At 61.8% G+C, this 14,438-nt stretch carries 12 protein-coding genes; 4 read left to right on the top strand and 8 right to left on the bottom strand.

All coding sequences use genetic code 11. The annotated features are described in order from the left end of the window. The first annotated feature begins 138 nt into the window (after positions 1–138). From accB to AC097L_RS22310, 4 genes are read left to right on the top strand one after another with little or no spacing between them, the layout of a single operon-like run. Positions 139–585 (top strand): acetyl-CoA carboxylase biotin carboxyl carrier protein, encoded by a 447-nt coding sequence (accB, locus tag AC097L_RS22295; protein ID WP_295955846.1) that lies wholly within the window; start codon positions 139–141, stop codon positions 583–585. A gap of 21 nt (positions 586–606) precedes the next feature. Then, positions 607–1,956 (top strand): acetyl-CoA carboxylase biotin carboxylase subunit, encoded by a 1,350-nt coding sequence (gene accC, locus AC097L_RS22300; RefSeq protein WP_479588913.1) that lies wholly within the window; start codon positions 607–609, stop codon positions 1,954–1,956. Between the two features lie 5 nt (positions 1,957–1,961). Further along, positions 1,962–2,846, top strand: coding sequence for a 50S ribosomal protein L11 methyltransferase (prmA, locus tag AC097L_RS22305; RefSeq protein ID WP_479588914.1), 885 nt, complete (start codon positions 1,962–1,964; stop codon positions 2,844–2,846). 40 nt (positions 2,847–2,886) lie between these two features. Next, on the top strand, positions 2,887–3,882 hold the full coding sequence (locus tag AC097L_RS22310; RefSeq protein ID WP_479588915.1) for a DUF3426 domain-containing protein: 996 nt from the start codon (positions 2,887–2,889) through the stop codon (positions 3,880–3,882). Positions 3,883–3,935: 53 nt separating this feature from the next. Here AC097L_RS22310 and AC097L_RS22315 read toward each other — a convergent pair whose 3' ends face one another. The 8 genes from AC097L_RS22315 to AC097L_RS22350 form a co-directional block, all read right to left on the bottom strand. Beyond that, positions 3,936–4,577 carry a histone gene (locus AC097L_RS22315; protein ID WP_479588916.1) on the bottom strand — a complete coding sequence of 214 codons (642 nt, stop codon included), beginning with the start codon at positions 4,575–4,577 and terminating at the stop codon, positions 3,936–3,938. Positions 4,578–4,751: 174 nt separating this feature from the next. Beyond that, entirely contained in the window at positions 4,752–5,963 is a 1,212-nt protein-coding gene (locus AC097L_RS22320; protein ID WP_479588917.1) for a ribonucleotide-diphosphate reductase subunit beta, read from the bottom strand. Positions 5,964–6,109: 146 nt separating this feature from the next. Beyond that, positions 6,110–9,082, bottom strand: coding sequence for a ribonucleoside-diphosphate reductase subunit alpha (locus tag AC097L_RS22325; RefSeq protein ID WP_479588918.1), 2,973 nt, complete (start codon positions 9,080–9,082; stop codon positions 6,110–6,112). Between the two features lie 400 nt (positions 9,083–9,482). Further along, positions 9,483–10,100 carry a 1,6-anhydro-N-acetylmuramyl-L-alanine amidase AmpD gene (gene ampD, locus AC097L_RS22330; RefSeq protein WP_479588919.1) on the bottom strand — a complete coding sequence of 206 codons (618 nt, stop codon included), beginning with the start codon at positions 10,098–10,100 and terminating at the stop codon, positions 9,483–9,485. Continuing rightward, positions 10,081–11,541: a sigma-54-dependent transcriptional regulator gene (locus AC097L_RS22335; RefSeq protein ID WP_479588920.1), complete on the bottom strand. Its 1,461-nt coding sequence runs from the start codon at positions 11,539–11,541 to the stop codon at positions 10,081–10,083. The genes ampD and AC097L_RS22335 overlap by 20 nt, the downstream gene beginning before the upstream one ends. 26 nt (positions 11,542–11,567) lie before the next feature. Then, entirely contained in the window at positions 11,568–13,271 is a 1,704-nt protein-coding gene (locus AC097L_RS22340; protein WP_479588921.1) for a sensor histidine kinase, read from the bottom strand. Then, positions 13,268–13,489, bottom strand: a complete 222-nt coding sequence (locus AC097L_RS22345; RefSeq protein WP_479588922.1) for a PP0621 family protein — start codon at positions 13,487–13,489, stop codon at positions 13,268–13,270. Before AC097L_RS22345 ends, AC097L_RS22340 begins: the two co-directional genes overlap by 4 nt. Beyond that, positions 13,486–14,286 (bottom strand): cytochrome C assembly family protein, encoded by an 801-nt coding sequence (locus tag AC097L_RS22350; protein WP_479588923.1) that lies wholly within the window; start codon positions 14,284–14,286, stop codon positions 13,486–13,488. The genes AC097L_RS22345 and AC097L_RS22350 overlap by 4 nt, the downstream gene beginning before the upstream one ends. Between the last annotated feature and the right edge of the window lie 152 nt (positions 14,287–14,438).

Here is a 14,438-nt window from a genome sequence, read left to right on the forward strand (position 1 = left end):
CGCATCCGGTGGCAGTTTGACCACCCTGCGGGCTGCTTTTTATGGCAGCCTGTCCACTGTAAATAAAAGAAATAAACGATCGTTGTGTGAAATTAGGGTAGATTCCACCCCTTTTCATGCATCGTGGCTGGAGGTTTTATGGATTTGCGCAAACTCAAAACGTTGATCGACTTGGTGTCTGATTCCAACGTGTCAGAACTGGAAATTACCGAAGCTGAGGGTAAGGTCCGTATCGTCAAGGGTGGCGGTGCGATGGTGTACCAAGCCGCACAACCCACCATGGTGGCGGCACCGGTCATGGCGGCGCCCCAGGCGGTGGATGTCGTTCCTGCCGCGCCTGCGGCACCGGCCGGCCATGTGGTCAAGTCGCCGATGGTGGGCACTTTCTACCGTTCGTCCAGTCCCGGTGCCAAGTCTTTTGTGGAAGTGGGCAGCCAAGTCAAGGAAGGCGACACCATCTGCATCATCGAAGCGATGAAGATACTGAACGAAATCGAAGCCGACAAAGCGGGCACTGTGGTGCAAATGCTGTGCGAAAACGGCCAGGCCGTCGAGTACGGCCAGCCTTTGTACGTGATCGAGTAAACCCACAGAGTTTGGTGGCGCATGTTTAAAAAAATATTGATTGCAAATCGGGGGGAGATCGCCCTTCGCATCCAGCGGGCGTGCCGTGAAATGGGCATCAAGGCCGTCATGGTGTATTCCGAGGCGGATCGGGATGCCAAATACGTCAAATTGGCCGACGAGGCCGTGTGCATCGGGCCTGCGGCTTCGGCCTTGAGTTATCTGAACATGCCTGCGCTGATTTCGGCGGCCGAAGTGACCGATGCCGAGGCCATCCACCCCGGCTACGGTTTCCTCAGCGAAAACGCCGACTTTGCCGAGCGCGTGGAAAAAAGCGGCTTCCAGTTCATTGGGCCTACGCCTGAGAACATCCGCATGATGGGCGACAAGGTATCGGCCAAGCAGGCCATGATCAAAGCGGGCGTGCCCTGCGTGCCCGGCTCTGAAGGCGAGCTGTCGGACGACCCGGTGGTGATCAAGCGCACCGCCAAAGCGGTGGGTTACCCGGTCATCATCAAGGCCGCTGGCGGTGGTGGTGGGCGCGGCATGCGCGTGGTGCACACCGAGGCGGCGCTGATCAACGCGGTGCAAATGACCAAGGCCGAGGCCTTGGCTGCATTTAGCAACGGCGCGGTCTACATGGAGAAATACCTCCAGAACCCACGCCATATCGAAATCCAGATACTGGCCGACAAGTTCAAGAACGTGGTGTATCTGGGCGAGCGCGACTGCTCCATGCAGCGCCGCCACCAGAAGGTACTGGAAGAAGCGCCCGCACCCGGTATTCCCCGCAAACTGATCGAGCGCATTGGCGAGCGCTGTGCGGCCGCCTGCAAGAAAATTGGCTACCGGGGTGCCGGTACGTTTGAGTTCCTGTTTGAAAACGGGGAGTTTTATTTCATTGAAATGAACACCCGCGTGCAGGTCGAGCATCCGGTGACCGAGTTGATTACCGGGGTGGACATTGTGCGCACCCAGATCATGGTGGCGGCCGGTGAAAAACTGCCCTTCGCCCAGCGCCAGATCAGCATCCATGGCCATGCCATCGAATGCCGCATCAACGCCGAAGATGCATATAAATTTACGCCGTCGCCTGGCCGTATCACCATGTGGCACCCGCCCGGTGGTCCGGGTGTACGTGTGGATTCGCATGTTTACACAAACTATTACGTGCCGCCGAATTACGACTCCATGGTCGGCAAGATCATTGTGCACGGCGACACACGCGAGCAGGCCATGGCCCGTATGCGCACAGCTTTGCTGGAGACCGTGATCGAAGGCATCAACACCAACATCCCGCTGCACCGCGAACTGATGGTCGATGCCAAGTTCATGGCGGGTGGAACCAATATCCATTACCTGGAAGAGTGGCTCTCGCAGCACAAACGTTGAGCCCTATGTTTGAAATCAGTTTGATGTGCCCGCAAGACCGGGTTGAAGCTGTCAGCGACGCGCTGGATGCCCTGGACGCCCTGAGCGTGAGCGTGGAAGACGCGGACGCGCAGACCGATGCCGAGCAAGCCCTGTTTGGCGAACCTGGCATGCCACCCCCCAAAGACGGTTGGCAGCGTTCGCGCATCCAGGCGCTGTTTGCCACCGAAGCATTGGCACGCGAGGCGGCTAGCGTTTTGGCGGTGCAGGACTTTTTTGCGGGTTGTGACCTGCTGGGCATCGTTCCGGTGCCGGAGCAGGATTGGGTCCGGCTGACCCAGTCACAGTTTGCGCCGGTGGACATCACGCCAGAATTCTGGATTGTGCCGACCTGGCACGAACCACCTGCCCAGGCAACGCGGGTGATCCGCCTCGACCCGGGCCTGGCCTTTGGCACCGGTACCCATCCCACCACCCGTATGTGCTTGCGCTGGATTGCCAGGCAGAATGCGGGCGTTTTGGCGCGGGTACTGGACTATGGCTGTGGTTCGGGCATTTTGGCGATTGGTGCGGCCAAGTTCGGCGCGACCGACATCGATGCGGTGGATATTGACGGTGCGGCGGTGCAGTCCACGCTACTCAATGCCCACGCCAACCATGTGCAGCTCAAGGCCGGTTTGCCGGACCAGGCGCAAGGCGTGTACGGCACGGTGCTGGCAAATATTTTGGCGACACCGCTCAAGGTTCTGGCTCCACTGTTGTGCGCGCATGTGGCTCCTGGCGGTGCTTTGGTGCTGGCCGGTATTTTGGAGCGCCAGACCGACGAATTGAAGGCGGCTTATGCGCCGTACGCTGTACTCGAAGTTTTGGACAGCGAAGACGGCTGGGTCTTGATGACCGCCCGGTTCTAGGCCGCATCCTTTGTAGGCCCGTGCACGAAAGCCGCAGACCATGGCCTTGATCACGCGCTGTCCGGTGTGTGGAACACTGTTTAAAGTCGTTCCTGACCAGCTCCGCATCTCCGAAGGCTGGGTGCGCTGCGGCCATTGTGCGGAAATATTTGATGCTTCCGGTGATTTACAGCAAAGCGATGCTGAGCACCAATGGGTCCAGCCACTGGCCCCCTTGCCGGACCTGCCGCCAGAACCATCGATACCGGCATTTGTGCCGGTATGGATGCCTGAGCCTGTTCCTACGGCCCTGGCTGAGGCACCTCCTGCGCCTGCCAGCCTGCCCGATCCGGTGCAGGAGGCTCCCGGGCCGAGCGTGCCCATTGAGCTTTGCGCGGAGCCTGAAGCGGCGCTGATTCCTGAGCCAGAGCCTGTTGAGCCGCCTGAAACGCTGGCCGCTCCCATTGCCGAAGATGTCCCGGAAAGTCCGACCGTATTGGAGGCTGAGCCCCTTTTTGCGGCAGATTCTGCGGGTTACTCTTTTACCCGCGAACCGCCTGCACTGACCATGGTGCCGCGCCCCGTGCTGCGGGGGCTCTGGGTGGCTGCGGCGGTGCTGCTGGGGATGATCTTGGGTCTGCAAGGCCTTCTCCATGGGAGAGACAGTGTGGCCGCGACCTGGCCTGAGACAAAGCCTTTATTGCAAGCCTTGTGTGCCAGCATAGGATGTTCGGTACAGACTTTGCGGCAAATCGATGCCATCGTGATCGACAGCTCGACCTTGAGCGCATTGCAAAACGAGGATACCTACCGGTTGAACTTGGTGCTCAAAAACCAGGCAAAACTCGATCTGGCTATGCCTGCGATTGAGTTTGTACTCACCGATATCGACGAGCAGGCGGTATTTCGGCGGGTACTGACATCGACCGAATTGGGTGCGGCATCTCGGGTGCTGTTTGCGGGACGCGAGTGGGCGACCTCGGTCGATCTGCGGGTCATCGACAACCCGAACAAGGGGCGCATTGTCGGCTACCGGTTGCTGGCCTTTTATCCATAAAAAAGGCTCGGTACCTTGCGATACCGAGCCTGATACGGATCAAACTTATCCGGTCAGGGCTTGTTAGACGTAGGGAATGGCCAAGCTGCTTGTGGATTCAGGGTCGTTTGGGCCGACGCCGCTGCCGGTGCAGAGGCCGGTTTGGCTGCAGGTGCTTTGGTGGCTTTCTTGGCGACGGCTTTAGGGGCGGCAGCTTTTGGCGCAGCTTTCTTGGGCTCAGCCTTGGCGACTACCGCTACCTTCTTGGCTGCGGGTGCTTTCTTGGCGGGCGCAGCAGCTTTTGCAGCGGCTTTGGGCGCTGGTGTGGCTGCTTTCTTGGCCGCTGGTACCTTGGCAGGAGCGGCTTTCACCGGAGCTGCTTTGGCGACTACCGCTTTAGCGACTGCAACTTTTTTCGCTGGAGCTGCTTTCTTGGCGGGTGCCGCTTTGCTTGCAGCGGCTTTGACTGGTGCGGCCTTCACTGGGGCCGCTTTGGCAGGCGCAACTTTGACGGCAGCTGCCTTTTTAGCTGGAGCTGCCGCCTTCTTTGCGGGAGCCGCCTTGGCTGGTGCTGCCTTTACGGGCGCAGCCTTGACCGCGACAGGTTTGGCGACTGTTTTAGCGGTAACTACTTTTTTTGCAGCGACTGCCTTGGTAGGGGTTACCGCCTTTGCGGGGGAGGCCTTTTTTGCGGCCGGTTTTTTTGCAGTTGCCATTATTTTCTCCTTGATCTGTTTACAAAGAGCACTTTATGCCGATTGTTAGGCATAGAGCGATGCATGGTGTTGGGCGGTTGCCCAGCACCATGGACTCGGGGGCACAAAGACGGGCCAGCACCGGTGTGCAGGCTGGGGTTTGTGCGGTATTTAAAAGCATGGACGTGATGGCGTTCAATCCCAGGAAAGCGCGCCGCCCGATTGGTACTCAATCACGCGGGTTTCAAAGAAATTGCGCTCTTTCTTCAGGTCGATCATTTCGCTCATCCAGGGAAACGGGTTTTCTTCGTGCGGGAAGCAGGCTTCCAGGCCAATCTGGGTGGCGCGGCGGTTGGCGATGTAGCGCAGGTAGCCCTTGAACATGGAGGCGTTCATGCCGAGTACGCCACGCGGCATGGTGTCTTCGGCGTACTGGTATTCCAGCTCTACCGCGCGCACGAAGAGGTCTTTGATCTCAACTTTGAACTCGGCCGTCCACAGGTGGGGATTTTCCAGCTTGAGCTGGTTGATCAGGTCAATCCCGAAGTTGCAGTGCATGGACTCGTCGCGCAGGATGTACTGGTACTGCTCGGCGGCACCGGTCATCTTGTTCTGGCGGCCTAGTGCCAGGATCTGCGTGAATCCGACGTAGAAGAACAGGCCTTCCATCAGGCAGGCGAATACGATCAGCGACTTGAGCAGGGTCTGGTCGTTCTCGGGCGTGCCGGTATGGAAATTGGGGTCCATGATCGCTTCGATGAAGGGGATCAGGAACTGGTCTTTGTTGCGGATGGACGCGACTTCGTTGTAGGCGTTGAATATCTCGCTTTCGTCCAGGCCCAGCGACTCCACGATGTACTGGTAGGCGTGTGTATGGATGGCTTCTTCAAACGCCTGGCGCAACAGGAACTGGCGGCACTCGGGGGCGGTGATGTGGCGGTAGGTGCCCAACACGATGTTGTTGGCGGCCAGCGAGTCGGCGGTGACGAAGAAGCCGAGGTTGCGTTTGACAATGCGGCGCTCGTCTTCGGTCAGGCCATTCGGGTCTTTCCAAAGGGCAATGTCGCGGGTCATGTTGACCTCTTGGGGCATCCAGTGGTTGGCGCAGGACGCCAGGTACTTTTCCCAGGCCCATTTGTACTTGAATGGCACCAATTGGTTGACATCGGTCTGGCCGTTGATGATGCGCTTGTCGGCGGCGTTGACGCGGCGTGCTGCGGTGGCCTGCACGGCGACGTGGGCGGTAGCAGTGTCCATGGCCGAGGGGGCAATAACAGGGGGAGGCGTAGGTACTGCAGAGGGCGTTTCGGCCAGAAAAACAGCGTGGGCTTCCACACGGCTGGTGGGTAAGCCGAGGGGCGCTACGGATGGCGATGAGGGCTTGACTTCTTCGTCCCAGGTCAACATAGATTTTCCAATGCTAGGATTATGAGAGCAGCATCGAAAAATGAAAAGTATTCATTTTCAATGCCGCTATTTTCAGGGGCTTTGTTGCTCAATCGCATCGCAAAAAAGGAGCTTTTTACGATGCGATGGCCAACCTATCAACAGGCTTACTGGCAGGCTTCGCAGCCGGGGTCGTCGATGGCGCAAAACTTGATGTCGGTTGCGGGGTTGGCGCTGAGGGCATCGGCGTTCATTTGCTGGCGTGCGGCTACGGCGGCAGTGTCGATGGCGCTCATGGCTTGGCTGGGTGCCTGGCCCGAAGACACGGCATTCATGCGGCCTGCGGCCACAGTCGATTTCTCGACGTGGGTGGCGCTGCGGGTGCGCAGGTAGTAGGTGGTTTTCAGGCCACGCGTCCAGGCCAGTTTGTAGGTGTCGTCGAGCTTTTTGCCCGAGGCACCGGCCATGTAGATATTCAGCGACTGGGCCTGGTCGATCCACTTCTGGCGGCGCGATGCTGCCTCCACCAGCCAGGTGGTTTCGACTTCGAACGCGGTGCGGTAAAGCGCCTTGATTTCATGCGGCACGCGGTCGATGGATTGCAGCGAACCGTCGAAGTGCTTCAGGTCCATCAGCATCACGTTGTCCCACAAGCCCAGGCGTTTCAGATCGTGCACCAGGTAGCTGTTGATGACGGTGAATTCGCCCGACAGATTGGACTTGACCGACAGGTTGCCGAAGCAGGGCTCGATCGACGCATCCACGCCAATGATGTTGGAGATGGTGGCGGTGGGCGCAATGGCGACGCAGTTGGAGTTGCGCATGCCGTCCGCCTGGATTTTTTGGCGCAGGCTGCCCCAGTCCAGTGTGGAGGAACGGTCCACATCCACATAGCCGCCACGGGCCTTGGCCAGCAGGTCCAGGGTGTCCAGCGGCAGGATGCCCTGGTCCCACAGCGAACCCTTGTAGCTGGAGTACTGGCCGCGTTCTTTGGCCAGCTCGCTGGAGGCCCAATAGGCGAAGTAGCAGATAGCTTCCATCGAGGTGTCGGCAAAGGCCACGGCGGCTTCGCTGGCGTAGGGGATGCGCAGTTCGTACAGGCTATCTTGGAAACCCATCAGGCCCAGGCCGACCGGGCGGTGCAGCATGTTGGAGGTACGGGCCTTGGTGACGGCGTAGTAGTTGATGTCGATCACGTTGTCCAGCATGCGCATGGCCGTGGTGATGGTCTTTTGCAGCTTGGCGTGGTCCAGAACCTTGGATACGACGCCATTGGCATCGGGTGCACCGTTGGTGATGTGTTGCAACAAGTTGACCGAGCCCAGGTTGCAGACGGCCGTTTCGGTGTCGCTGGTGTTCAGGGTGATTTCGGTGCACAGGTTGCTGGAGTGCACCACGCCAGCATGCTGCTGGGGGCTGCGCACATTGCAGGCATCCTTGAACGTGATCCAGGGGTGGCCGGTTTCAAACAGCATGGTCAGCATCTTGCGCCACAGATCGCTGGCGGGCAGGGTGCGCGAAGGCATGATTTCACCGCGCAGGGCGCGGGCTTCGTAGGCCACATAGGCGGTCTCGAACTCGGAGCCGAACTTGTCGTGCAGATCGGGCACGTTGTTGGGCGAGAACAGGGTCCAGCTACCGCCTTCCATGACCCGGCGCATGAACAGATCGGGCACCCAGTTGGCGGTGTTCATGTCGTGGGTGCGGCGGCGGTCATCGCCGGTGTTCTTGCGCAGCTCCAGGAACTCTTCGATGTCCAGATGCCAGGTTTCCAGGTAGGTGCAGACCGCTCCCTTGCGCTTGCCGCCCTGGTTGACCGCCACGGCGGTGTCGTTGACGACTTTCAGGAACGGCACCACGCCTTGGGATTCGCCGTTGGTGCCCTTGATGTGACTGCCCAGGGCGCGCACGCGGGTCCAGTCGTTGCCCAAGCCGCCGGCAAACTTCGACAGCAGCGCGTTTTCCTTGATGGATTCGTAAATGCCGTCCAGGTCGTCGGGTACGGTGGTCAGATAGCAGCTGGAGAGCTGGGGCCGCAGCGTGCCGCTGTTGAACAGCGTGGGCGTGCTGGACATGAAGTCAAACGACGACATCACTTCGTAGAACTCGATGGCGCGGGCTTCGCGGTTCGTCTCATTGAGCGCCAGGCCCATGGCCACGCGCATGAAGAAGGCCTGGGGCAACTCGATGCGGGTTTTGCGCACGTGCAGGAAGTAGCGGTCGTACAGGGTTTGCAGGCCCAGGTAGTCAAACTGCAGGTCGCGCTGGGGTTTCAGGGCGGCTGCCAGCTGGGGCAGGTCGTAGGTCACCAGCGCGGCATCCAGCAGCTCGTTGTCCACGCCTTTCTGGATGTACTGGGGGAAGTAATCCACGTACTTGGCGGCCAGCTCGGCCTGCGTCAGATCGGCACCCAGCACCTCTTTGGCGATGGTGTGTAGCAGCAGGCGGGCGGTGGCGTAGGTGTAGTCGGGATCGGTCTCGATCAGGGTCCGGGCGGCCAGGATGGCGGCCTTGTAGACCTCTTCCATCGGCACGCCGTCGTACAGGTTGCGCATGGTTTCGGCCACGATAGGGGCAGCGGTGACTTCGCTGCCCAAACCGGCGCAGGCCTGCTCGATCAGTTGTTGCAGGCGGGCGGTGTCCAGGGCGACACGCTGGCCGTCGTCCAGTACATGCAGCACGGGGGCGGCAGGGGTCTGCGCGGCGACCTGCTTGGCGCGCTCTTGCGTGTGGCGTTCGCGGTACAGCACGTAGGCGCGGGCGATTTCATGGTGGCCACCACGCATCAGGCCTAGTTCCACATTGTCTTGCACATCTTCAATATGGAAGGTGCCGCCACCGGGGCGCGAGCGCACCAGCGCACGCACAACACCTTGCGTCAGCGTGTCCACCACTTCGCGCACGCTGGCCGAAGCCGCGCCTTGCGTGCCATGCACGGCCAAAAAGGCTTTCATCATGGCGATGGCGATCTTGCCCGGCTCGAAAGGCACCACGGCGCCATTGCGACGGATGATCTGGTAGTGCGCCAGCATTTCGGGCGCGCTGGTGTCGCTGCGGTCAGACCGATGGGCTGGGTCATGGGGACGCAGGGCCGATGGCAGCGGCTGGGCGGTGGGGGGGGTATTCAATGCAGTTTGCATGGTTTCCTTGGGGTCTGTCGGTAAGAGCACGGTGTGGAATGGGTGGGGCTAGAACTGGCGGCGGAGCTACGCGAGAACGCGGTAAATATACGGCCATGCCGTGGAATTGAGGCACTTTGCAATGCAAGTTAGACACTATATATAGGGTCTGATATCAATTCAAGCCACTACCGGTAGTGTATCGCGGTCTGAATGCCGGTCAGGGGCTGTGGGCTATTCGGGTCTTGTGGCCGCAATCGTCCGGCAAGCGTTGTGCTACCAGGAAAGCGGCCTGTCCACCCAGTCAATATGCGGCTTGGCAGAGGATTTGCCCTGCAAAACGGCGCAGTGCTTGGGTCTGCTTTGTATCCATCGTTGCCTGCGCTACGCTAAAAGGGCGCGTATTGTTACATTTTTATATTTAAACACGAGCTTGTGTCGCCGATGGAAAGCAATCCGTATCCCACCCTGTGCCGCGTTGCACCGCCTGCCAGGTGAAACCTGCGCCCGGATCGTTTTTGCGGCCCGGTGCGATGTGCTCGTGGCCTGCCACATGGCGGATGGGGTAGGTGGGCTTCAACGCGGCCAGCAGGCTGACCAGGGTGTCGTACTGCTCCGGCTCAAAGGGTTGGCCCTCCAGGCCTTCGAGTTCGATGCCAATGGAGTCGTCGTTGCAGTTGCCGCGGCCGCGGTAGTGCGAGGTGCCAGCGTGCCAGGCCCGGTCGTCGGCGCTCACGAACTGCCACAGCTCGCCCTGGCGGCGGATATAGAAGTGGGCCGACACCTGCAGGTCACGGATGCTTTCAAAGTAAGGGTGGGCGCACCAGTCCAGGGTGTTGCCGAACAGGGCTTGCACGTGGTCACCGCCGTACTCGCCGGGCGGCAGACTGATGGAGTGCAGCACCACCAGGTCGGTGCGCGCACCGAAGGGCCGGGGGCCGAAGTTGGGGGACTTGTGCTGGTGGGCAAATCGGTACCAGCCATTGCGCCACAAAGGCGCTTGTGGTGCCACGTGCTTGTTAGGGGTCTTGGGGTTCATTGTCTTGCGGGGTGGCGATGTTCAGGCGCTCGATGCGGTAGCGGATCTGGCGCAGGCTCAGGCCCAGGCGTTGGGCCGTGGCAGTGCGGTTAAAGCCGGTCTCGTGCAACACCTTGACCAGGATGTCGCGCTCCTGCTGGTCTAAAAAGGCCTGTAGGTCTGTGGGTATGGTGCTGGCGCTGGCGCTGGCGGTAGTGCCGGGCTCCTCGGGCGAGGCCTGCAGCGGTGTCGGTTCGGTAGCGTCAAAGTCGGGGTTGAAGTCGACGTGCAAAGCCTCGCCGTCGCCCATCGCCACGGCGCGGTGCAGCAGGTTTTCCAGTTCGCGCACATTGCCGCTCAGCGGGTGGCTGGCCAGTTGGGCCAGCAGCTCGGGCGACAGCAGCGGCACCGGCATGCCGGATTCAAAAGCGATGCGGGCCAGCAGCGCCTCGCACAGCGCGGGCAGGTCGCTCCGGCGCTCGCGCAGCGGCGGCACGGCGATTTCGATCACATTCAGCCGGTAGTACAAATCTTGCCGAAAGCGCCCGGCTTTCACATCGGCGGCCAGGTCTTTGTGGGTGGCGCTGACGATGCGTACGTCCACCGCGTCCTCCTGGGTGGAGCCCAGCGGGCGCACGCTGCGCTCCTGGATGGCGCGCAGCAGCTTGGATTGCATGGCCAGCGGCAGGTCGCCAATTTCGTCCAGAAACAGGGTGCCGTCGCGGGCTGCCTGGAAATAGCCAGGCCGGTCTTGCACCGCGCCGGTGTAAGAGCCCTTTTTAGCGCCAAAAAACTCGGCCTCCAGCAGGTTCTCGGGGATGGCGCTGCAGTTCACCGCCACCAACGGCCCGGCGGCACGGTGGCTGTTGGCGTGCAGGGCCTGGGCCACCAGTTCTTTGCCGGTGCCCGATTCACCCCGCACCAGCACCGGGGCCATACTGCGCGCCACTTTGACAATGCGCTGCTTGACCCCTTGCATGGCATCCGAGTTACCCACTAATTTCTGTAGCGCACTGTCTCCGTTGGATATGCGCTGCGAGGGTTTTTCACTATTAATTGTGAGGCGCGTGGGCTGGCTGGTGCCCTGGATGGCCGATGCCACCACGGCGCGAAACTGCTTCAGGTCTACCGGCTTGGTCAGGTAGTCGAAGGCTCCGGCTTTCAGGGCTTCGACCGCGTTCTCGGCCGAGCCGTAGGCGGTCATGACGATGACGCGCTCTGGCCGCTGCTGGGCCTTCAGGCTGTGCAGCAGGGAGATACCCAGTCCGTCGGGCAGGCGCATGTCGGTGATCACCACGTCAAAGCGTTTGTCCTCCAGCAGTGCGCGAGCCTCTTGCAGGTCGGCGGCGGTGTCGATACGGTAGCCCTCGCGCAGCAAGGTCAGCTCGTACAACGTGCGCAGATCGGGCTCGTCGTCTACCACCAGGACGGATGCGGCAGGCAAAGAAGGGGGCTGGGCCATAGTGTGGGGAGATCAGTGTGGGGAGATCAGGCCGGTTGGATATCGAAAGAGCGGGCCACCAGGGTACTGGGCTTGGGCGGGCGAAACTGCACAAAAAATTCATTGCCCTGCGCCACCAGGCCGCCGCGCTCGCGGGGGGCGCGCTGGTAGCCGATGCTGGCGCGGTGGCGCTCGCACAGTTCCCGACAAATATACAGACCCAAACCGCTGGATCGGCTCTCTGAGCTGAAAAAAGGTTCGAACAAATGCTGCTCTACCGCCTGCTCCATTGGCGGGCCGTCGCTCCACACCAACAGGCTGGATTGCCGGTTGGGCAGCAGCTGGGTGCCAACCTGCACGGCGCCGACCTGGCCACTCTCGTAGCGCAAGGCGTTGTCCAGCAGGTTGACCAGCACGCGGCGCAGGTGGTCGGGGTCAAAGTCCACCGGCAAACCCAGTGTGCCCAGCGATACCTGCACGCTGCGCCGGGCCGGGTCCTGCTGCGACCAGTCGCGGCAAATGTTGTCCACCGCCTCGTCGAGCTTGATCTGCACCGGCGCGGAACGGTGCCCGGACAGCGCGGGCACCCGGGCAATCTCCAGCACCTCGTCCACAATTTTGGACAGACGCTGGGCGTTGTGCCGCACCATGGTGGTTAGCCGCTGCTGGGCCGGGTCGGTCAGGTCTTCTTCCAGCAGGGCATTGGCCTGGGTAATGGCTGCCAGCGGGTTGCGGATTTCATGCGCCACGGCGGCCGACATACGGCCCATGGCGGCCATTTTTTCGGTGCGCAGCCGGGCTTCCATTTCCCGCAGATCGTGCAGGAACATGACGCACAGGCTGTCGGTTTGGCCCGCCACGGCCGCCGTCATGCGGGTGCGCACCCGCACCCGGCGCGGGCTGCGGCCGGTGTACTGGATGCGGATGTCGGCTTGCTGGGTGCTTTCTTCGGCAAAGGTCTTTTGTGCCAGCGCCAGCAGCGCCTGCCAGCCGGGCTGGCTTCCCAGTTGCAACGGGGCGTGGCCGGTGCGGCTGTCGGTGCCCAGCAGCAGGCGTGCGGCCGGGTTGGCCGCACGCGTGCTGCCGCTGGCATCGACCACCAACACGCCGTCGGTCAGGGTTTCAATCACCAGTTCGTTGACCCGGGTTTGCAGTTGTGCATCGATCTGGTTGCGCAGCGCCAAATGCTCTTCGCGCTCCAGCCGGGCCGCCAATTGGTTGACCAGAAAAGCCACTACGAAATAACCCATGCCTGTCAGCCCGCTTTGCATCAGCAGCGTCGCTTCGTCGCCCGCCTGGTGGGAGTACAGCTTCCAGATATCCAGCAGCAGCAGCAGCAGCGTCATAACGGCCGCCGTGCCCAGGGCGATGGCCCGCCGACCCAGCACGGCCGCCAGCAGCACTGGCAAGCCCAGCAGCGGGCTGTAATTGATGCTGCCTGATTGCATCAGTTGCAGAGTGGAGAACACCAGCGCATCCACGCCGACGGTGCCGATCCAGAAACGCTTGGAGGGATGCTCGGTTTGGCTGGGCCGCCCCGTGAGGCGCAACGCCAGGGCACTGGCCAGGTAGCCGCCGCAAAACAGCAGCAGCCAGGGCGACACGGTCTGGCCCAGTGCCAGCAGCGCGCCGTGCCAGACCAGAATTGCCAGCGCAATCGTCACCCGGGCCGTCATAAACCCGTACCAGACCCGCGCCAAGGCGAGCGGGTCAGGCTCTACCAACGGGGCGGCGGGGCTGGTGGGCGTCACCGGTGGGCCTGTTCGGCCTGTGTACGGTGGGCGGGGCCGCAGTACACGCCGTGCGCGGTGGTGAGGGCCTCGTTTTGCGGCAACAGCACACCGCAAACTTGGCAGGGCACCATTTCCTGCAGGGCCTGGGTGGGCTTGGAAGGTTTGGCGGGCGGTCGCCGAGAGCGCCACAGCCACACGCCCAGCAATACCGCCAGCAAAACAATCAGCAGCTTCATGTGGCCCGCCCCAGCACCACTTCCAGCACAAAGCGCGAGCCCACATAGCCCAGCAGCAGCAGTCCGGCTCCGGTGTACAGCACCCGTACGGCCTTGCGGCCACGCCAGCCAAAGCGGCTGCGGCCCACCATCAGCACCGCAAAGGTCAGCCAGGACAGTACCGAAAACACGGTTTTGTGGCTCCATTTCCAGCCGTGGATGCCGTAGAGCTGTTCGCCAAACAGCCAGCCCACCAGTAGCGTGGCTGACAGCAGCACAAAGCCCGCACTCACCAGCCGAAAGGTCAGCCGCTCCAGCGTCAGCAGCGGGATACCACTGGTCGCATCGGCCGCCATGCGCATCTGGCGTTCGGCCCGCGTCATCAGCCAGGCATGCACCACCGCTGCCGCAAACAGGCCGTACGAGGCAATGCCCAGCGCCCAGTGCAGCGGCAGCCAGGGCGAGGCCATGGCGTGCAGCGGCGTGCCGGGAAACAGCAGGGCCAGCAGCACCGCCACCGCGCCCAGCCCGGCCAGCGCCCAGCGGGCCCGCAGTTGCGGGAACAAATGGCTTTCCACCGCGTACACCGTCAGCACCAGCCAGGCCGTGACCGACAGCGCGGGCGCAAAACCAAAACGCGGCGGCGTGCCAAACAGCCCCAGGCTCAGCACCAGGGCGTGCAGCAACCAGGCCAGCCACAAGGCCCCCCGGCTGGCGCGCATGCTCAAGCGGGCGGCTCCCACCGCAGGCACAGCGTAAGCCAGCGCCGTGGCGGCGAACAGCAGCACGGTGGCAAGGGGCGCGGTCGTTAAAATCATCTGGCAAGTTTAGCTTTTAGTGGCTCACCCCCAGGCTGCAGTGCTTCGCATCTTTCGCCAACCCCCTTGCAGGGGGCAACACCAGCAGCCTGGCAGAGCCAGTTCTGCGGTGTTTCTGGTGGTGGGGTCCGCGCCCGGCCCGACATACAACC

This window comes from Rhodoferax sp. RT5P35 (assembly GCF_056521385.1).